Annotated in this window: 20 protein-coding genes; 7 read left to right on the top strand and 13 right to left on the bottom strand. The window is 69.7% G+C overall.

All coding sequences use genetic code 11. The annotated features are described in order from the left end of the window. Window positions 1–14: 14 nt before the first annotated feature. The 8 genes from ACFWCH_RS12120 to ACFWCH_RS12085 all read right to left on the bottom strand — a co-directional run bounded on the left by ACFWCH_RS12120 (window position 15) and on the right by ACFWCH_RS12085 (window position 7,786). Complete coding sequence (locus ACFWCH_RS12120; RefSeq protein WP_378803593.1) at window positions 15–875, bottom strand: ABC transporter ATP-binding protein; 861 nt, start codon at window positions 873–875, stop codon at window positions 15–17. Then, on the bottom strand, window positions 872–1,723 hold the full coding sequence (locus ACFWCH_RS12115; RefSeq protein WP_378803592.1) for an ABC transporter ATP-binding protein: 852 nt from the start codon (window positions 1,721–1,723) through the stop codon (window positions 872–874). The genes ACFWCH_RS12120 and ACFWCH_RS12115 overlap by 4 nt, the downstream gene beginning before the upstream one ends. Continuing rightward, window positions 1,720–2,712 carry an ABC transporter permease gene (locus ACFWCH_RS12110; protein WP_136032931.1) on the bottom strand — a complete coding sequence of 331 codons (993 nt, stop codon included), beginning with the start codon at window positions 2,710–2,712 and terminating at the stop codon, window positions 1,720–1,722. The genes ACFWCH_RS12115 and ACFWCH_RS12110 overlap by 4 nt, the downstream gene beginning before the upstream one ends. Next, complete coding sequence (locus tag ACFWCH_RS12105) at window positions 2,705–3,709, bottom strand: ABC transporter permease (RefSeq protein ID WP_136032929.1); 1,005 nt, start codon at window positions 3,707–3,709, stop codon at window positions 2,705–2,707. The genes ACFWCH_RS12110 and ACFWCH_RS12105 overlap by 8 nt, the downstream gene beginning before the upstream one ends. Before the next feature lie 41 nt (window positions 3,710–3,750). Then, window positions 3,751–5,415 (bottom strand): ABC transporter substrate-binding protein, encoded by a 1,665-nt coding sequence (locus ACFWCH_RS12100; protein WP_378803591.1) that lies wholly within the window; start codon window positions 5,413–5,415, stop codon window positions 3,751–3,753. A gap of 122 nt (window positions 5,416–5,537) precedes the next feature. After that, on the bottom strand, window positions 5,538–6,839 hold the full coding sequence (locus ACFWCH_RS12095; RefSeq protein ID WP_378803590.1) for a GNAT family N-acetyltransferase: 1,302 nt from the start codon (window positions 6,837–6,839) through the stop codon (window positions 5,538–5,540). Window positions 6,840–6,881: 42 nt separating this feature from the next. After that, the gene (locus tag ACFWCH_RS12090; RefSeq protein ID WP_136032923.1) at window positions 6,882–7,127 is read right to left on the bottom strand and encodes a zf-HC2 domain-containing protein; all 246 of its coding nucleotides are present in this window, start codon (window positions 7,125–7,127) and stop codon (window positions 6,882–6,884) included. Then, entirely contained in the window at window positions 7,124–7,786 is a 663-nt protein-coding gene (locus ACFWCH_RS12085) for a sigma-70 family RNA polymerase sigma factor (RefSeq protein ID WP_136032921.1), read from the bottom strand. The genes ACFWCH_RS12090 and ACFWCH_RS12085 overlap by 4 nt, the downstream gene beginning before the upstream one ends. Before the next feature lie 71 nt (window positions 7,787–7,857). Between ACFWCH_RS12085 and aroA the strand changes: the two genes are divergently transcribed. From aroA to bcp, 3 genes are read left to right on the top strand one after another with little or no spacing between them, the layout of a single operon-like run. Continuing rightward, a complete protein-coding gene (gene aroA, locus ACFWCH_RS12080) occupies window positions 7,858–9,174 on the top strand; it encodes a 3-phosphoshikimate 1-carboxyvinyltransferase (protein WP_136032919.1) in 1,317 nt (438 codons plus the stop codon). 2 nt (window positions 9,175–9,176) lie between these two features. Further along, window positions 9,177–10,244 carry a ribosome small subunit-dependent GTPase A gene (gene rsgA / locus ACFWCH_RS12075; protein ID WP_378803589.1) on the top strand — a complete coding sequence of 356 codons (1,068 nt, stop codon included), beginning with the start codon at window positions 9,177–9,179 and terminating at the stop codon, window positions 10,242–10,244. Between the two features lie 9 nt (window positions 10,245–10,253). After that, window positions 10,254–10,727: a thioredoxin-dependent thiol peroxidase gene (gene bcp / locus ACFWCH_RS12070; protein WP_136032915.1), complete on the top strand. Its 474-nt coding sequence runs from the start codon at window positions 10,254–10,256 to the stop codon at window positions 10,725–10,727. 18 nt (window positions 10,728–10,745) lie between these two features. Here the strand turns inward: bcp and ACFWCH_RS12065 are convergent, their stop codons facing one another. Further along, complete coding sequence (locus ACFWCH_RS12065; protein WP_136045625.1) at window positions 10,746–11,132, bottom strand: hypothetical protein; 387 nt, start codon at window positions 11,130–11,132, stop codon at window positions 10,746–10,748. A gap of 229 nt (window positions 11,133–11,361) precedes the next feature. Between ACFWCH_RS12065 and ACFWCH_RS12060 the strand changes: the two genes are divergently transcribed. Next, complete coding sequence (locus tag ACFWCH_RS12060) at window positions 11,362–11,610, top strand: WhiB family transcriptional regulator (protein WP_017203224.1); 249 nt, start codon at window positions 11,362–11,364, stop codon at window positions 11,608–11,610. A gap of 60 nt (window positions 11,611–11,670) precedes the next feature. On the opposite strand, the gene ACFWCH_RS12055 is transcribed toward ACFWCH_RS12060, so the two are convergent. After that, complete coding sequence (locus ACFWCH_RS12055) at window positions 11,671–13,155, bottom strand: sensor histidine kinase (protein ID WP_136032911.1); 1,485 nt, start codon at window positions 13,153–13,155, stop codon at window positions 11,671–11,673. 25 nt (window positions 13,156–13,180) lie between these two features. Beyond that, window positions 13,181–13,567, bottom strand: a complete 387-nt coding sequence (locus tag ACFWCH_RS12050) for an Rv3235 family protein (protein WP_136032908.1) — start codon at window positions 13,565–13,567, stop codon at window positions 13,181–13,183. 127 nt (window positions 13,568–13,694) lie between these two features. Between ACFWCH_RS12050 and ACFWCH_RS12045 the strand changes: the two genes are divergently transcribed. Continuing rightward, window positions 13,695–14,306, top strand: a complete 612-nt coding sequence (locus ACFWCH_RS12045; protein WP_136032906.1) for a hypothetical protein — start codon at window positions 13,695–13,697, stop codon at window positions 14,304–14,306. Here ACFWCH_RS12045 and ACFWCH_RS12040 read toward each other — a convergent pair. Then, complete coding sequence (locus ACFWCH_RS12040; RefSeq protein ID WP_136032904.1) at window positions 14,294–14,572, bottom strand: helix-turn-helix domain-containing protein; 279 nt, start codon at window positions 14,570–14,572, stop codon at window positions 14,294–14,296. The two genes, ACFWCH_RS12045 and ACFWCH_RS12040, sit on opposite strands and share 13 nt — an antisense overlap. Window positions 14,573–14,669: 97 nt before the next feature. On the opposite strand from ACFWCH_RS12040, the gene ACFWCH_RS12035 reads away from it, so the two are divergent. After that, window positions 14,670–15,290: an SAF domain-containing protein gene (locus ACFWCH_RS12035; protein ID WP_378803588.1), complete on the top strand. Its 621-nt coding sequence runs from the start codon at window positions 14,670–14,672 to the stop codon at window positions 15,288–15,290. After that, window positions 15,290–16,567: a CpaE family protein gene (locus tag ACFWCH_RS12030; RefSeq protein WP_378803587.1), complete on the top strand. Its 1,278-nt coding sequence runs from the start codon at window positions 15,290–15,292 to the stop codon at window positions 16,565–16,567. Before ACFWCH_RS12035 ends, ACFWCH_RS12030 begins: the two co-directional genes overlap by 1 nt. Here ACFWCH_RS12030 and ACFWCH_RS12025 read toward each other — a convergent pair. After that, window positions 16,458–17,684 (bottom strand): pyridoxal phosphate-dependent aminotransferase, encoded by a 1,227-nt coding sequence (locus ACFWCH_RS12025; RefSeq protein ID WP_136032898.1) that lies wholly within the window; start codon window positions 17,682–17,684, stop codon window positions 16,458–16,460. The two genes, ACFWCH_RS12030 and ACFWCH_RS12025, sit on opposite strands and share 110 nt — an antisense overlap. Window positions 17,685–17,716 lie beyond the last annotated feature (32 nt).

The following is a 17,716-nucleotide window of genomic DNA, read 5'->3' as shown; positions in this document are numbered from 1 at the left end:
TCCCCGCGACCGACTCAGGCGATGCCGAGTTCAGCGCGGACGTGGTCGCGAAGGCGGCCGAGGTTCTCGGGTTCGGGGGCGGCACCGAGGAGGGTCTTGGTGTACTCGTGCTGCGGGTGGAGGATGACCTGGTCGGCGGGTCCGCGTTCGACGACGTCGCCCTTGTAGAGCACCATGATCTCATCGGAGAAGTGGCGGGCTGTGGCGAGGTCGTGGGTGATGTACAGCACGCCCAGGTTCTCTTCCCGCTGCAGCTCGGCCAGCAGGTTCAGGACCCCGAGCCGGATCGACACGTCCAACATGCTCACCGGCTCGTCGGCGACGATGAACCGTGCCCCTGGGGCCAGCGCCCTCGCGATCGCGACGCGCTGCCGCTGCCCGCCGGACAGCTCGTGCGGGCGGCGCTCGGCGAAGCTCTCCCCCGGGGTCAGCCGGACCCGTTCGAGCAGCTCGATCGCCCGCGCCCGTACCGCCGTCCCGGACAGCTTCGGGTGGTGCAGGCGGATCGGACGCTCCAGGTGATGCACGATCGTGTGGAAGGGGTTCAACGACGCGAACGGGTCCTGGAACACCATCTGCACATCCGACCGGTACCGCTCCAACCCCCGACCCCGGGTGCCGGACTCGACACCGTCGAGGAGGATGGACCCGGAGGTGGGCGTCTCCAGCTTCATCAGCATCCGTGCGATGGTCGACTTCCCCGACCCCGACTCCCCCACCAGCGCGACCGTCTTCCCGGCCTCGATCGTGAACGACACGTCCTTCACCGCATGCAACACACTCGTGCGGAACCCGGAGCGCAGGGTGAAGTCCTTCACCAGATTCCGCGCCTCCAGGGTGCCGGTCGCGGTGGTGGTGTCGGCGATGGCGCTCATCGGATGCCCTCCTGGCTCATACCCGTGCGGACGAAATCGCCGCGCTCCCCGGTCAACGACGGGAAACTCGACAGCAGCCGTTTCGTGTACTCGTGCTGCGGGGTCCGGTAGATCTCCTCCGCCGTGCCCTGCTCCACGATCCGCCCCTGCAGCATCACCGCGATCCGGTCACTGATCTCGATCAGCATCGGCAGGTCATGCGTGATGAAGATCACCGCGAACCCCAACCTCTCCCGCAACCGCATGATCTCCCGGATGATGCCCCGCTGCACCACCACATCCAACGCCGTGGTCGGCTCGTCCATGATCATCACCTGCGGATCGAGCGCCAACGCCATCGCGATCATCATCCGCTGCCGCATCCCGCCGGACAGCTCGTGCGGGAAACTCGTCAGGCGGTTCGGATCCACCCCCACCAGCGTCAGCAGCTCCTCCGCCCGCTCCCGCTTCGCCCTCTTGCTCATCTCCGGACGGTGCGTGTCGAAGATGTCGAAGATCTGCGCCCTCACACTGATCACCGGGTTGAGCGAGTTCATCGCCCCCTGGAACACCATCGAGATCTTGTCCCACCGGAACGCCCGCAACCCCTCCCCATCCAGGCCCACCACATCGATGTCGTGACCATCCCGGTCATGGAACACGATCTCGCCCTGGGTCATCAACGCCGGAGCCTTCAACAACCGGTTCATCCCATACGCGAGCGTCGTCTTCCCACACCCCGACTCCCCCGCCAACCCCAGGATCTCGCCACGGTTCAGCGTCAACGACACGTCGCGGACAGCCTTGACCGGCGGATCCACCTCGTACTCGATCGACACGTTCCTCGCCGACAGCACCGCGTCGCTCATGCGACCGCTCCTTCCCCGCCGACGCCACGACCGGCGCGACGTGCTCGGCGCTGGCGGCGCGCGGCCACCGGCGCGAGGCGCAGCTTCGGGTTCACGATCTCGTCGATCGCGAAGTTGATCAGCGACAGGGCCGTGCCGATCAGCGCGATGATCAGGCCGGGCGGCACGAACCACCACCAGGCGCCGCTTCCCACCGCCTGACCGGTCTGGGCGTCGTTGAGCACCGTGCCCAGGGTGATCGACCCGGTCGGTCCGAGGCCGAGGTACGACAGCCCCGCTTCGCCGAGCACCGCGAAGATCACCCCGAAGATCAGCTGCGCGGCGAGCAGCGGCACCAGGTTCGGGAGGATCTCGACGAAGATCACCCGCAGCGGTCGCTCGCCCGCGACGACCGCCGCGGCGACGTAGTCCCTCGTGCGCAGCGACCGCGCCGTCCCGCGGAGCACCACCGCCGACCCCGCCCAGCCGGTGATCCCGAGCACCAGCGCCACCAGCAGAGAGCTGCGGGCCAGGTCGCCCAGGCCCTCCGTGTGCTGCACGTAGGCGGCGATCACCATGACGAGCGGGAGCCCGGGGATCACGAGCATGATGTTGGTCGCGAGCATCAGGGTCTCGTCGAGCGCTCCGCCGAAATAGCCGGCGAGCACGCCGAACACCAACGCGAGGAACAGCGCCACGACGCCCGCGACCGCACCGACGAAGAGCGAGCCCTGCGTGCCGGTCGCGACCTGCGCGAGCACGTCGAAGCCCAGCTTGGTGGTGCCGAACGGGTGCTCGGGGCTCGGCGGCAGCAGCGGCTCGAAGCTCGCGTCACGCGGATCGCCGAGCAGGAGCGGGCCGATCAGCCCGAACAGCACGATCGCGGCGAGCACGATCATCCCGACGAGGAGCTTGCCCGACAGGCGCGGGAGTCCGCGGCGCAGGCGCGCCGACCGGGCGACGGCCACGGCGTGCGTGGACTCGGACGGGGAGACGATCAGATCAGCCATCGCGGCGCACCCTCGGGTCGATGAAGCCGTACAGGAGGTCGATCAGGAAGTTGGCCGCCAGCACGGTCAGCGTGATGACGAGGAACACCCCCTGCATCAGGGCGTAGTCGAGTCCCTGGACGGACTGGATCATGAGCTTGCCGAGTCCGGGGTAGCTGAACACCTGCTCCGTCACGATCGAGCCTGCAACGACGAAGCCCAGCGCGATGCCGAAGCCGGCGAGGCTCGGGATCGACGCGTTGCGCGCCGCATAGGCCCGGCGGATCCGGGAGGGCCGCAGCCCCTTCGCCTCCGCCGTGAGCACGTAGTCCTCCGACATCGTCTGCACCATCATGTTCCGCATCCCGAGCAGCCAGCCGCCGACCGAGGAGATCACGATCGTGGCCGCCGGCAACAGGGCGTGCACGAACGCACTCGCGAAGAACGCGGGTGTCCACTCCGGACCCGCCGGGAACTCGAACACGTCGTAGCCGCCGATGATCGGCAACAACCCCAGTTGCACCGAGAACACCGCGACGAGCACCAGCGCGAGCCAGAAGTACGGGATGGACTGCAGGAACGTGGTCACCGGCACCAGCTGGTCGACCCAGGTCCCGCGGAGCCATCCGACCCAGGCGCCCGCGAGGATCCCGAGCACGAACGAGATGATGGTGGCTGCTCCGACGAGCGTCACCGTCCACGGCAGAGCCGCGGCGATGAGCTCGCCTACCGGGGCCGGGTATCGGGTCGACGAGACCCCGAGATCACCGTGCAGCAGCCGACCCCAGTAGGCGAGGTATTGATCCCACAGCGTCGATCCCTTCTCCGCGCCGAGGATGGAGGTGATCGCCGCGATCGTCTCCTCGGACAGCGGTCGTCCACCGTTCGCGCGCCGGAGCTTGCCCAGCATGATCGCGGCGGGGTCGCCGGGCAGCAGCCGCGGCAGCAGGAAGTTGAGGGAGATCGCGGCCCAGAGCGTGATGATGTAGAACGCGATGCGGCGCATCCAGAACTTCACGAGCCTCTCCTCTCGTCGGATCGAGCCATGGGTGCTGTGCCCTACTTCTTCGCCGGGCGCAGGTGCGTGAGGATGACCGCGGAGGCCGTCGACAGGTACGGCAGTGGTGCCGCGTACATGTCGTCCTCAGTCGGCCAGCCCGTGAAGTCGGCCGTGTTGAAGAACGACTGCGAGGCGTTCAGCACGACCGGGATGTAGGGCAGGTCACGCGCGATCTCGGCCTGCACCGCGGCGTACGCCTCCTTCTTGATCGCCTCGTTCTGCGTCGCGCCGGCCTGCTTCACCGCGGCGTCGACGACGGGGTTGGTGTAGCGGGCGTAGTTCTGTCCCTTGGTGGGCTCCTCGCCGACCTTGGCGCTGGCGGCCGTGGTGAAGTACTGGTCGTAGTTGGAGTACGGGTCGGCGACCAGCGACTGCGTGATGCCGTAGAGGGCGAGCTGGAAGTCGCCGGTCGAGATCGGCGTCCAGTACTCCGCCTCCGACACCGTGCGCGCGTTCACGCGGATGCCGGCCTCCGCGGCCTGTGCGCTGATGAGCTTGGCGGCGTCGTTGTAGTCGGTCCAGCCGTCGGGCGAGAACAGGTCGAGCTCGATCGCGGTGCCGTCCTTGCCGTAGAAGCCGTCGGAGCCCTTGGTGTAGCCGGCGCCTTCCAGGATGCCCTCGGCGGTCGCCGCGTCGGGCTCCTGGGGGCTGACCGCCAGGGACGGATCGCTCAGCCACTTCTCGTCGCGCGGCAGCAGGGCGAAGCTGGGCGACGCCTCGCCGGACAGCCCGGCGAACGCCTTGCTGCTGATGGCCGCTCGGTCGATCGCGAGGTTGAGCGCCTGGCGCACGGCCGGGTCGGTCTGGGCACCCGCGCAGCCCATCGACGCGTCGGCGCAGGTGACGATCACGGTCGGGTCCTGCTGCTGATTCATCGTGCTGATGCGGCCGTTGGAGGTCACGCCGTCCGGGTTGGCGATGAACTGGCCGACCCAGTCGAGCTTGCCGGTCTTGAGCAGATCCTCAGAGGACTGGTTGGAGTCGATGCCGATGTCCTGCACCTCGGTGATCTCGGGCGGGCCGTCGCGGAAGAGCGGGTTCGCCTCGAGCGTGTAGGCGGCGTCGGTGAACGACTTGAGCATGTAGGGGCCGGACCCGACCGGCTCGGGGTTCGTCTCGGTCATGTAGTCGTCGATGTCCGACCAGATGTGCTTCGGGATGATCCAGGTCGAGCCGAGGATGAGCGGGGTCGCGGTGAACTTCGCGGAGGAGTACGTCACGACGACCGTGGTGTCGTCCGTGGCCTCGGCGGACACCATGTCGGGGTCGAGGTTCGATCCGTAGCCCAGGCTGAACGCGACATCCTCGGCGGTGAGGTCCTCGCCGTCGCTCCACTTCAGGTCGGGCTTGATCGTGATGGTGAGGACGGTGCCGTCGTCACTGAACTCGTACGTGTCGCCGAGCATCCCGACCGGCGGGTCGGCGGACAGCTGGTTGAAGAAGAACAGCGGCTCGTAGATCGCGCCGAACGTCATGTGTGTCGCGGTGTCCACCGCGAACGGGTTGAAGTTGTTGGTGATCGGCGTCATCGACCCTGACCACATGCGCAGCGGGCGATCTGTGCCGGATGCGCTGCCACCGGGCGTGCAGCCGGCCAGTGCCAGCGCGAGGGCGGCGGCACCGGCGACGAGAGGAAGGGTCTTCCTCCAGCGGTTGACGTGCATGGAAACCTCGTCTCAAGAGCTTCGTTGCGGAAGTCGAGCAGAGCGGACAGGCATCCGCTCTGAGGCGAGGTTATAGTAAAGGCTCTTTCCAGTAAAGAGGTTTCTAGTTATTCGATTCGAGGTCAGTACCAGATGTCGAGCGACGGGGCGGGGAATGCGGCCAGGGCCCGGTCGAGCGCCCCCACGGCCTCCGGGGAGCCGCTGATGCGGCCGGCACCCGCCAGCGAGGCCGCGCGCACGCTGCCCGCGTACAACGACGACAGCGCCGACACCGAGAGCGTGACGTCCGCCTCCTCGCCCGAGGCCGACTCGACCTCGGCACGCCCCGCGCCGTCCGCCCGCATGCGCCACTCCCCCTTCGCGAAGCCCAGCGGGTCTTCCACCCGGATCACGACGTCGAGCGGAGACGAGTACCGGCGCCCCGTGAGGGCGGCAGGCGCATCGAGGATGCGCAGCCAGCCGTGGTCGTGCACGATCTGAGTGACGCCGCGCGGGTCGGCGACCAGCCACGGCAGCGCATCATCGAGCGGGCGCAGGTCGGCGGTCACCTCGTCCACCAGGTCGTGCTGCAGCGCGAACCGCCACAGCATCGCGGTCGACTCCGGAGTCTCGGCGACCAGCAGTCGCACGTGCAGGGCGAACCGGAACGACTCGCCCTTCTCGCTGACCGCGTACGCCATCACACCGCGGACCACGCCGTCGGCGTCGACGTGTCGTACGCCCCGCACGCGGTCACGGTCGGTGTCCGACGACTGCAGACCGGCGAGGCCCGTCCAGCGCGCACGCCACCCCGGCACCTGTCCCGACCGCGCACCGCGCGAGCGCTCGTGCACCGCGCCGAGCTCCTGTGCGAGCTGCTCACGATCCAGGTACTCGATGCGCCCCTGCGGTGCGGGGCCGTCCCAGCCCGCGCGCCGCGTATCGACCGTGAACCGCGCGACCGGCACGGCAGACCCGAATCCGTAGCGGCCGTAGATCGTCGCCTCCGATGCCGTGAGCCCGGCGACCGCGACCCCGGCGTCTGCGGCGGCGCGCAGCTCGCCCTCCAGCAGGGCGCGGGCGATACCGCGGCGCCGGTGCGTCCCGGAGACCGTGACCCCGCTGATCGCCCACAGGCCGATCTCGCCGCCGGGCACCGTCATGGGCGTCACCCAGGAGTCGATCGTGGCGACGGGGTGCGGCGCGGTCGCCGGGTCGCGCTCATAGACCCCGATGTTGCGGCGGCTGCGCACGGTGGGCAGCCCGTCCGCAAGAGTCTCGGCGGTGGGTTCCGCGCCCAGGAAGCCACGGGCCAGCGCGCGCTGGAACGCTTCGACCGCCGCGGCGTCATCCAGGTCGAGCACCCGGTAGTCGAGCCCCTCCCCTGCCAGACGGTCGACGGAGGTCTGATCGGCGGGGATCCCGCGTGCATCGATGAGGGCCATGCGACCAGCCTATTGGCCGCCGCCGACGCGCGAGCGGGCCGGTCAGTGCTGCGCGGCCTGCACCTCGCGCAGGCGGGCGAACACCTGGTCGCGCAGCTCCTCGGGAGCGGTCTCCTTGCAGGCGCGCGCCACGACCTCGGTGAGGGTGGTGGCCACGAGCGCCTCGTCCCGGCAGGACGGGCAGTTCTCGAGATGCTCGCGGATCTCGGCGTGCTCGGTCTTGCACACCTCGTTGCGGAGGTACTCCTCCAGATCCTGACGGGCCTTGTCGCAGCCGCAGTCGCTCATTTCGTGCTCCTCGGTTCAGCCGCGGCGATGCCTCGCTCGGCGGCATAGTCGGCCAGCAGCTCCCGCAGCATCCGCCTGCCACGGTGCAGACGGCTCATCACGGTGCCGATGGGGGTCTTCATGATGTCGGCGATCTCCTGATACGCGAAGCCCTCGACATCCGCCAGATACACCGCCAGCCGGAAGTCCTCCGGGACGGCCTGCAGCGCATCCTTCACGACCGAGGCCGGCATGCGGTCGATCGCCTCGGCTTCCGCGGAGCGACTGTGCGAGGCGGTGGTCGACTCGGCACCGCCGAGCTGCCAGTCCTCGAGCTCGTCGATGGTGCCCTGGAACGGCTCGCGCTGACGCTTGCGGTAGATGTTGATGTACGTGTTCGTCAGGATGCGGTACAGCCAGGCCTTGAGGTTCGTGCCCTGGGAGAAGGTCGACCACGACCCGTACGCCTTCACGAAGGTCTCCTGCACCAGGTCGGCGGCGTCCGCCGGGTTCCTGGTCATGCGCATGGCCGCCGCGTACAGCTGGTCCATGAAGGGGAGCGCCTGCTCCTCGAACTCGCGTCGAGGGTCGCCGACGGTGTCTGCGGTTGCGGTGTCATCCATCACCGGCCAGTCTAGGCCGCGGAGGTCGATCACCTCGCGCTCCAACGTCGCGGGCATGCCCATCCCTTCCTGCCTCGGGTGCGCCGCTTCTCACGATGACGGCGTCCTGTTTACTAAGGTGAGAACCGATGAGCGCCAAAAGGTATTCCCCCTCCCGTGTGCAGGGCGCCTATCCCGCGCCCACCACCGACGCGCCGGTGCGCGCCGAGCTCACGATCCCCGGATCGAAGTCTCTGACGAACCGTGAGCTCATCATCGCGGCGATCGCCGACGGGCCGGGGCGTCTGATCGCCCCGCTCCACAGCGACGACTCCCAGCGCATGATCGAGGCCCTGCGCGCCCTCGGCGTCGGCGTGGAGGAGGTCGACGGCGGTCACGAGTTCGGTCCCGATCTCGTCGTCACCCCGGCGAAGCTGCACGGCGGTGTCACCATCGACTGCGGTCAGGCGGGCACGGTCATGCGCTTCATCTCCCCGCTCGCGGGTCTCGCCGAGAACGACGTGCACCTCACGGCCCACGAGACCGCGCTGCATCGTCCGATGGGCGGCCTGATCAGCGCCCTGCGCGACCTCGGGGTCGACATCGACGACGAGGGCACCTGGGCGCTGCCGTTCACCATCCGCGGGCACGGCCGGATCCGCGGCGGCCGGGTCGAGATCGACGCCTCCGCCTCGAGCCAGTTCGTGTCGGGCCTGCTGCTCGCCGCCCCGCGCTTCGATGTCGGCCTGCACCTCGTGCACACGGGCGAGCGGCTGCCGAGCCTGCCCCACATCGACATGACGATCGAGGCGCTGAGCCGCCGCGGCATCCGCATCGAGCGACCGGCCGTCGGCGAGTGGCTGGTCGAGGCCGGCGTGCCGCGTGCGAAAGAGATCGCGATCGAGCCGGATCTGTCGAACGCCGCGCCGTTCCTCGCCGCCGCGCTCGTCACCGGCGGAGCGGTGTCGATCACCGGCTGGCCGGCGCACTCGACGCAGCCCGGCGCGCTCCTGCCGGAGATCCTGCAGAGCGCCGGCGCCCACGTGTCCCGCCACGGTGGCACCCTCACGGTGCGCGCGGGCACGAGCATCCGCGGCCTCGACATCGACCTCTCCGCGGCGAGCGAGCTCACGCCCACGCTGGTCGGTCTCGCGGCATTCGCAGAGTCCCCGACCACGATCCGCGGCATCGGGCACATCCGCCTGCACGAGACCGACCGCATCGCGGCGCTCGTGGGAAACCTGCGCGCGCTGGGCGGCACCGCCGAGGAGCTTCCCGACGGCCTGCGGATCGTGCCTTCCCCCCTGCGCGGGGGTACGTGGCCCGCGCACCACGATCACCGTATGGCGACGACGGGGGCCCTCATCGGACTGCGGGTGCCCGGCGTCGAGATCGATGACATCGGCACGACCGCGAAGACCCTCCCGGAGTTCACGATGCTCTGGGAGCGGATGCTGCGAGGCTGACGGTGAGCTGGCTCGACGACACCGACCTCGACGACGACTTCGAGGAGTACGACGAGAGCGCGATCCGCACGCGTCCGAACCCGAAGGCGAACCGTCCGCGCACCAAGCGCCGACCAGCGCACGAGGACGCCCAGATCGGCCGCGTGCTCGGCGTCGATCGTGGACGCTATTCCGTCCTCCTCGACGAGGGCACGGCCGAGGAGCACACGATCACGGCCGCGCGCGCTCGCGAACTGCGGCGCACGCCGATCGTGACCGGCGATCAGGCTCGCGTCGTGGGCGACACCTCGGGCGCCGAGGGCACGCTCGGGCGGATCGTGGGCATCCTCGACCGCACGTCCCTGCTGCGCCGCAGCGCCGACGACACCGACCAGGTCGAACGCGTGATCGTGGCCAACGCCGACCAGATGCTCGTGGTCGTCGCCGCCGCCGACCCGGAGCCGAGGGCCCGCCTGGTCGACCGCTACCTCGTCGCGGCGCTCGACGCGGGCATCCGCCCGCTGCTGGTCGTGACGAAGACCGACCTCGCCGACCCCGCGGAGTTCCTCGCCCACTTCGACGGCCTCGACCTGCGCATCTTCACCAGCGCACGCGACGAGATGCCCGTCGCGGAGATCGGCGAGGCGCTGGTCGGCCACACGACCGTCTTCGTCGGTCACTCCGGCGTCGGGAAGTCGACGCTCGTCAACGCGCTGGTCCCGTCCGCCGGCCGCGCGACGGGTCACGTCAACCAGGTCACCGGCCGTGGGCGCCACACCTCCTCGTCGACCGTGTCGCTGCGCTACGAGGGTCCGGACGGCACGGGATGGGTCATCGACACTCCCGGTGTGCGCTCGTTCGGCCTCGGACACGTCGATCCCGCCAACATCCTGGCGGCGTTCACGGAACTCGCCGTGATCGCGGAGAACTGCCCCCGAGGCTGCACCCACCTGCCCGATGCGCCGGACTGCGCCCTCATCGAGGCCGCGGAGCGCGGAGAGCTGAGCGAGACGGGCCGCGCGCGCCTCGACTCGCTGCAGCGCCTCCTGCAGACGTTCGCCGACAAGGCGGAGCAGACTCCCGGCCGATAAAGTGGACGGGTGACTGAGCGCCTGGAACCCGGTACTGCCGCCCCTGACTTCTCCCTCCTCGACCAGGACGGGAACCCCGTCTCCCTGGCCGACCTGCGCGGCCGCAAGACCGTGCTCTACTTCTACCCCGCTGCGATGACCCCCGGGTGCACGACCGAGGCCTGCGACTTCCGCGACAGCATCTCGTCGCTGCAGGGTGCCGGCTACCAGGTCGTCGGGGTCTCCCGCGACGACCCCGCCACCCTGACCACCTTCCGCGAACGCGACGCTCTCACGTTCCCGCTGCTCAGCGACCCCGACCACGCGGTCCACGAGGCGTACGGCGCCTGGGGCGAGAAGATGAACTACGGCAAGGTGGTCGAGGGCGTGATCCGTTCGACCTTCGTACTCGACGAGGAGGGCGTGATCACGCTCGCGCAGTACAACGTGAAGGCCACGGGACACGTGGCGCGACTGCGCAAGCAGCTCGGCATCGACGCGTGAGCATGGCGCCGTGGGGCGTCACTCCGCCCCGCGGCGCTCGCCTTCGCGTCGCGCGCTGGAGATGAGCAGCGCGAAGCCGACGACTCCCGGAACCGCGAGTCCCAGCACGAACGCCCACGGCACCGGCTGCACCGTGAGCGATCCCAGCGCCAGGGCGACCGCGAGCACCTGAGCCACCACCCCGCCGGAGCGCGCCCACGACCGCCCGGAACGCGTCCCCACGGCGAACGCGACGAGGGCCGCTGCGCCGATCAGGGTCAGCACGATGAGCGCGATCGCCGTCGTCGACGACGCCGCGTCCCCCGCACCGAGACCGGCCACCTCGATCGCCGCGAACACGACGAGCGCGGCGGCTTCCAGAGCGAGCACCGCGGACGCGGCGAGGGCGATTCCCGGTGCGCGCACGGGGTCCTCCTGGGGGTGCAAAGCAGAGAAAACCCTTGATTTCAGGGTATCCATGTAACAGAATAGAGAAAGTCATGTGCTCCCACAGCGGCGTGGGGCGAACGTTCGCGTTCGCATCACAATCGGCGGGCATCCGCCCGCATCTCAACAGGGTAGCGGAACCCGAACCGCCGCCCGAATCGAGAAGTCGCATCGCGACATCTCATGAAATCCACACCGAGGAGCCCCCATGGACTGGCGCGATAAGGCCGCCTGCCTGACCGTCGACCCCGAGCTTTTCTTTCCCGTCGGCAATACCGGACCGGCCGTCGACCAGATCGAGAAGGCCAAGACGGTCTGCGCCACGTGCACCGTCACCGAGATCTGCCTGCAGTACGCCCTGGAGACCAGCCAGGACTCGGGCGTCTGGGGCGGCCTGTCCGAGGACGAGCGCCGCGCACTCAAGCGCCGCGCCGCCCGCGCCCGCCGCGCCTCCTGACGACTTCGAAGCGGCCTGAGATCAGATCTCAGGCCGCTTCCGTCTGTCCGGTGTCCGCGTTCAGCGCTCCAGCCATCGCAGCGGGATGTCGATGACCACCTCGGTGCCCTCACCCTCGCTGCCGCGCCACTCGATCGACCCGCCGAGCTCCCCCTGGATGAGCGTGCGGATGATCTGCGTACCAAGGCCCTGACCGACGCGCCCCTCCGGCAGCCCGTGGCCGGTGTCGCGCACGGTGACGCGGAGGTTGTCCTCGGTGCGCTGGGCGTCGATGGTCACCGAGCCCTCCTGACCCGCGAGCCCGTGCTCCACTGCGTTCGTGACGACCTCCGTCAGGGCGAGGGCGAGCGGCGTGGCGTACTCGCTCGGGAGCACCCCGAAGCGCCCCGTCGACTGCGTACGAGCCCGGGTGTTCGGCGCGGACGCCACCTCTGCGACCAGCTTGAGGACCCGATCGAACACCTCGTCGAAGTCGACCTTCTGGGTGAGTCCCTGGGCCAGCGTGTCGTGCACGACGGCGATCGCGTCGACCCGGCGCATGGCCTGCGTGAGCGCGTCTCGGGCCTCGTCGGAGTGCGTGCGACGCGCCTGGATCCGTAGCAGCGACGCCACGGTCTGCAGGTTGTTCTTCACCCGGTGGTGGATCTCCCGGATGGTCGCGTCCTTCGTGATCAGCTCCTGCTCCTGATGCCGCAGTTCCGAGACATCGCGGCAGAGCACGATCGCGCCGATGCGGGTGCCGTGGTCCTTCAGCGGGATCGCGCGCAACGAGACGGTCACACCGCGCGCCTCGATGTCGGTGCGCCACGGTGCGCGGCCGGTGACGACGACCGGCAGCGACTCGTCGACCTGCCGCGAGGGCGGTACCAGCCGGGTCGTGACCTCCGCGAGCGATTCCCCCTCGAGCTCGTCGTCGAATCCCATGCGGTTGAACGCCGAGAGCGCGTTCGGGCTCGCGAAGGTGGTGATCCCGTCGACGTCGATGCGGATCAGGCCGTCGGACGCACGCGGCGCTCCGCGACGGGGTGAGGTCGGTGCGGCCGGGTCGGGGAAGCTGCCGTCCGCGATCATGCGGAACAGGTCGTTCGCGCACTCGTCGAACGTGATCTGCTGCCGCGACGGCGTGCGGACCTCGCCGAGGTTGGTGTGGCGGGTCACGACCCCGATGACGGAGGGCGCCACGTCGTCGCCGCGGCGGGTGATCACGATCGGAACCGCCCGCACGCGCGTGGGCGTCTCCTCGAACCAATCCGGCGAGGAGGAGTCCACGATCTCCGCCGACTCGAAAGCGCCCTGGACCTGCGTGCGCCACTGCGGACGAACACGCTCGCCGACGATGTCCCGGTAGAACAGCGTCGCCGCGCCGCTCGGACGGGCGTGGGCGACGGCGATGAAGGACCCGTCCTCCGTCTGGATCCACAGCACGATGTCCGCGGAGGCCAGGTCGGCGAGGAGCTGACCGTCACCGGCAAGACGGTGCAGCCACTCGATGTCGTCGTCGGTCAGAAGGCCCTGGGTCTGGGCGAGGTCGCTGAGGGTTGACACCTACCCAGCCTAGGGCCGCACCGCCTCAGAGGATGGCCAGCGACGTCGCCCGCCATCGTCGATCGAGCCCTTCGAGTCGCACCGCGACCGCCCTGGTCCGTCCGGGACCTGCCACGACGACGACCGCTTCGATCACGCCGTCGACCGGCTCCGTGACCCGGAGCGAACGGATCACGAACGTCGGTCGCGCCGGCGGCACACCCCGCGCGCTCCTCGCCCGTGCCGCCAGGTTCGAACGCACGACCAGACTCCGGTACGCGTCCTCGCTGAACCATCGCGCGAGCTGATCGATCTCCCGCACACCGGCGAGCACTTCCAGGACACCGTGCGTGAGACGGCGCAGCAGCGGTGCGGGATCGGGAAGCTGACGCGTGGGCGTCGGCTGCGGGGCGAAGTACTCGTGAAGCATCATGGCGAACTCTCCGGTCGGCGGACGAACGGCGACAGTCGAGCACGCGCGAGCACCCGCGCGGGGGCGATCAGCGGAACTATGTGGATAACTCGTACATCCGACCCGCGCTCCCCCTACGCTCTGTCGGGTGCACTGGGACCGCCTCTTCGACGACCTCGAGAGCCAGCTCGCCTCGGAGTGGGAGGCGGAGCGCGCCGCGCTGGATGCGGAGTCCGAGCGGCTCCGCATCTCCCGACTCGACCTGCACTCGCGTCTCCGGCAGCTCTGCGCCGCCGACGCCGACGCGGTCGTCGACCTGGCGGACGGCCACCGGCTTCCGGTGACGCTCCGATCCCTCGGCGTCGACTGGATCGCAGCGGTCTCGCGGGTACCGCAGGAGGCGAGGGCTGCCGCGTCGGCCCTGCTGATTCCCCTCCCCGCGATCACGGGTCTCGCCGTCGACCACGGCGCCATGCTCTCCAGCCTCGACGAGCATCGGCCCGCCGAGCGCACCCTCCGCGAGCGTATGCCGATCGGCTTCGTGCTGCGCGACCTCGCGCGACGACGCGTACCCGTCCACCTGACCACACGACACGGAGACGACGTGCACGGCACGATCGATCGCGCCGCCGCCGATCACCTCGATCTGGCGCTGCACGACACCGGGGAGTCGCGGCGAGCCGCTGCGGTGCGCGGGTTCCGCATCGTCCCGTACGCGGCGCTCGTCGTCGTGCGCTTCTCCGGCGATCAGCGCGTGTGAGCCGCGGACGTTCCCCACACCTCGGGGAAGCTCGCGGTCTGCGACTGACGCCACAGCGCCATCCTGCGTGCCTCTTCCGACTGCTCGGCGAGGTACCCCTCGATGCTGGCCTCCTCCACGCGCCAGCGCGCGGGCGAACCCAGTTGCGCGCCGCGCAGTCGCCCCTCGTGGATGAGGCCGATCACCTCGGCCACGTCGATGCTCAGGAGCTCCGCGACCTGCGCGGGAGCGAGGAACTGCGGTGCGGGGGTCGGAGCGGGTGTCATACCCACATTCTGGTCGAGGGGCCACCGACGGAGGCGGGTGTCCCGCGTATGTGGATAACTCCGCGAGCCCTCTCCGCGGTTCTGTGACGATATCGCCATGGCTTCCCACTCGCGTCCGCGCCCGGCTTTCCGCGCCGACCTGCGCTTCCTGGTCGGCATCGCCCTCGTCGTCATCTCGATCGCCGGGGTATGGCTGCTCGTCGCGGCATCCGACCGGACCGAACCGCTCCTGCAGGCGCGGCGGACCATCGCGCGCGGCGAGGTTCTCACCGCTGACGACTTCGAGGTGGCCCAGGTCAGCATCGGCGCACTCACGGATCGGTACGTGGGTCCAGGTCGGCTCGAGCCGGGGCAGATCGCGCGGCGCACCCTCACGAAGGGCGAGCTGCTCCCCCGGTCCGCGGTGGCCGACGAGAAGGACGACCGCACCACCACCGTCGTGATCGAGACCACGACCGCGATCCCCGATTCGATCGGCCCCGGCGCCGACGTCGAGGTGTGGCAGGCACCCGCGAGAGACGACGGCAGGACGTTCGACGCCCCGCGCGTCCTCGTCGGCGACGCGGTGGTGCGGACGGTTCTCGAAGACGACGGCATGCTGACGGAGAGCGGCACGAAGGTGGAGATCGTCGTCGACCGGACCGACGTCGCCGACGTGCTCGCGGCCGCCACCGGGGGCGCCGCGCTCTCCGTGATCCCTGTCGGTGCCGGATCGTGATGGTCCTGGTCGCGCTCCCGAAGGATCGGGCGGACCAGCTCGCCGCCGAGCTCCTCCTGGAAGGAGTGGACGCGGTCGCCATCGATGGTCCGTCGAGCGTTCGCGAGCATCTTCACGCCGGCGTGGATGCGGTGATCGTTCCCGCCTCGCGCGACGCGCTGACTCCGGACCTGATCGCCGCATGTGACCGGGCGGGTGTCCGTATCGTGGCGCTCGGCGATTCCGACAGTCGTCTCCTGGCACGACTCGGCCTTCCGTCGGCGCTGCGCACGGATGCCCCCGGCTGGGAGGTGGCGGCAGCGCTCCACGCGGAGGCCTCGCCCGCCGTCGCCGAGACGCCTCGGAGCGCCTCCCCGAGGATCATCGCGGTCTGGGGGCCCCAGGGAGCTCCCGGCCGCTCGACGGTCGCGATCCAGTTGGCCGTGGAGCTGGCGCGCACGGGCCGCCGCACAGCGCTGCTGGATGCGGACACGGTCGCTCCCTCGCTCGCGCTTCTCCTCGGGCTCGGCGACGACGCCCCGGGAATCGCCGCTGCCTGCCGCCGCGCGGAGACCGGGGCACTCGACAGCGCCGAGCTCGCCAGGCTGGCGGCACGCGTCGGCGCGGGCGGTGTGGAGTTCGACGTGCTGTGCGGCATCAATCGTCCGACTCGCTGGCCCGAACTCTCGGCGCATCGACTCCACGTCCTCCTCGCGGCCTGCCGGGAGTGGGCGGAGGAGACGGTGGTCGACGTGGCAGCCGCGGTCGACGCCGACGACGAGGCGACCTACGATCTGGTCGGCCCTCGCCGCCACGCGGCAACCGCGGCGACCCTCGCCGAAGCCGACCGGATCGTGGCCGTCGCGGCCGCCGACCCGGTCGGCATCAGCCGCTTCCTCCGAGACCACGCCGAGGTCCGCCGACTCGTCGGCTCCACGCCCATCACGGTGGTGGTCAACGCCGTACGCCCCGGGCCGCTCGGCATTGACGCCCGGGGACAGGTCCGCCGGACTCTCGAACGGTTCGCCGGGATCACCGACATCGTCTTCCTGCCGTTCGACCAGCGCGCGGCAGACGCGGCCCTGCTGCACGCGCGGCCCATGGCCGACCTCACTCCGCGTTCCGCCCTCGTCGCGGGGGTGCGTCGACTCGCGCTGTCGCTCTCCCCCGCGCCCGCCGTCGCCGCGCCTACTGGCGGTAGCTCGAGAGGAAGTTCCCCAGTCGCTCGACGGCTTCGCTCAGCACTCGCGGCTCTGGCAGGGTCACCAACCGCAGGTGATCGGGATTCGGCCAGTTGAATCCGGTGCCCTGCACGACCAGGATGTGCTCCGACACCAGCAGGTCGTACACCAGCTTCGCGTCGTCACGGATCTCATGCACCTCGGGGTCGAGACGCGGGAAGGCGTACAGCGCCCCCTGGGGCTTCACGCACGTCACCCCCGGGATCGCCTCCAGGCCTTCCCATGCGATGTCCCGCTGCTCGTGCAGGCGACCGGTCGGCGCGATCAGCGCATCGATCGACTGCACCCCGGAGAGCGCCGCCTGCACGGCGTGCTGCGCGGGTACGTTCGGGCACAGTCGGGTCGACGCCAGCAGTGTGATGCCCTCGATGAAGCCCTTCGCATGGTCCTGCGGCCCCGTGATCACCATCCACCCCGAGCGGTAGCCCGCCACACGATACGTCTTCGAGAGGCCGTTGAACGTGAGGCACAGCAGGTCGGGCGCGAGGGTCGCCGTGGGGATGTGCACCGCATCGTCGAACAGGATGCGGTCGTAGATCTCGTCCGACAGGATGAGCAGCTGATGCTCCCTGGCGATCTGCACCAGGCCCTCCAGCACCGCGCGCGAGTACACGACACCGGTCGGGTTGTTCGGGTTGATGATGACCATGGCTTTGGTCCGCGGCGTGATCTTGGACCGGAGATCTTCCAGATCGGGCTGCCAGCCGTTGTTCTCATCGCACACGTAGTGCACCGGCGTGCCACCCGCGAGGCTGGTCATGGCGGTCCACAGCGGATAGTCGGGCGTCGGGATCAGCACCTCGTCGCCCTCGTCGAGCAGCGCCTGCATGGTCATGGTGATGAGCTCGGACACGCCGTTGCCGAGGTACACGTCGTCGGGGTCGAACCGCGGGAAGCCCTCGACCTGCTCGTACCGGCTCACCACGGCGCGTCGCGCGGAGATGATGCCCTTGCTGTCGCTGTAGCCGTGCGCCGTGGGAAGGGCTGCCAGCATGTCGTGCACGATCTGATGCGGGGCGTCGAAGCCGAAGATCGCGGGGTTGCCCGTGTTCAGCTTGAGGATCCGGTGGCCCTCTGCCTCCAGTCGCGCCGCCTCGACGAGGGCGTTTCCGCGGATCTCGTACAGGACGTTCTTGAGCTTCGACGACTGGTCGAAGGTGCGCGATGGTGTCATCGATCAAGCCTACAGGGACGAAAGGAGGGCCA

The sequence above is a fragment of the Microbacterium sp. NPDC060132 genome, from assembly GCF_042729675.1.
GTDB classification, from domain to species: domain Bacteria; phylum Actinomycetota; class Actinomycetes; order Actinomycetales; family Microbacteriaceae; genus Microbacterium; species Microbacterium sufflavum.
This window is presented reverse-complemented; position numbering and strand designations above follow the sequence as displayed.

Excerpts from the sequence above, each read along its gene's own strand:
- ACFWCH_RS12040 (WP_136032904.1), bottom strand. The coding sequence starts at position 14,572 with ATGACACCCGCTCCGACCCCCGCACCGCAGTTCCTCGCTCCCGCGCAG.
- ACFWCH_RS12050 (WP_136032908.1), bottom strand. The coding sequence starts at position 13,567 with ATGATGCTTCACGAGTACTTCGCCCCGCAGCCGACGCCCACGCGTCAG.
- ACFWCH_RS12090 (WP_136032923.1), bottom strand. The coding sequence starts at position 7,127 with ATGAGCGACTGCGGCTGCGACAAGGCCCGTCAGGATCTGGAGGAGTAC.
- ACFWCH_RS12060 (WP_017203224.1), top strand. The coding sequence starts at position 11,362 with ATGGACTGGCGCGATAAGGCCGCCTGCCTGACCGTCGACCCCGAGCTT.
- ACFWCH_RS12120 (WP_378803593.1), bottom strand. The coding sequence starts at position 875 with ATGAGCGCCATCGCCGACACCACCACCGCGACCGGCACCCTGGAGGCG.
- aroA (WP_136032919.1), top strand. The coding sequence starts at position 7,858 with ATGAGCGCCAAAAGGTATTCCCCCTCCCGTGTGCAGGGCGCCTATCCC.
- ACFWCH_RS12025 (WP_136032898.1), bottom strand. The coding sequence starts at position 17,684 with ATGACACCATCGCGCACCTTCGACCAGTCGTCGAAGCTCAAGAACGTC.
- ACFWCH_RS12100 (WP_378803591.1), bottom strand. The coding sequence starts at position 5,415 with ATGCACGTCAACCGCTGGAGGAAGACCCTTCCTCTCGTCGCCGGTGCC.
- ACFWCH_RS12110 (WP_136032931.1), bottom strand. The coding sequence starts at position 2,712 with ATGGCTGATCTGATCGTCTCCCCGTCCGAGTCCACGCACGCCGTGGCC.
- ACFWCH_RS12085 (WP_136032921.1), bottom strand. The coding sequence starts at position 7,786 with ATGCCCGCGACGTTGGAGCGCGAGGTGATCGACCTCCGCGGCCTAGAC.
- ACFWCH_RS12115 (WP_378803592.1), bottom strand. The coding sequence starts at position 1,723 with ATGAGCGACGCGGTGCTGTCGGCGAGGAACGTGTCGATCGAGTACGAG.
- ACFWCH_RS12035 (WP_378803588.1), top strand. The coding sequence starts at position 14,670 with ATGGCTTCCCACTCGCGTCCGCGCCCGGCTTTCCGCGCCGACCTGCGC.
- ACFWCH_RS12095 (WP_378803590.1), bottom strand. The coding sequence starts at position 6,839 with ATGGCCCTCATCGATGCACGCGGGATCCCCGCCGATCAGACCTCCGTC.
- ACFWCH_RS12030 (WP_378803587.1), top strand. The coding sequence starts at position 15,290 with ATGGTCCTGGTCGCGCTCCCGAAGGATCGGGCGGACCAGCTCGCCGCC.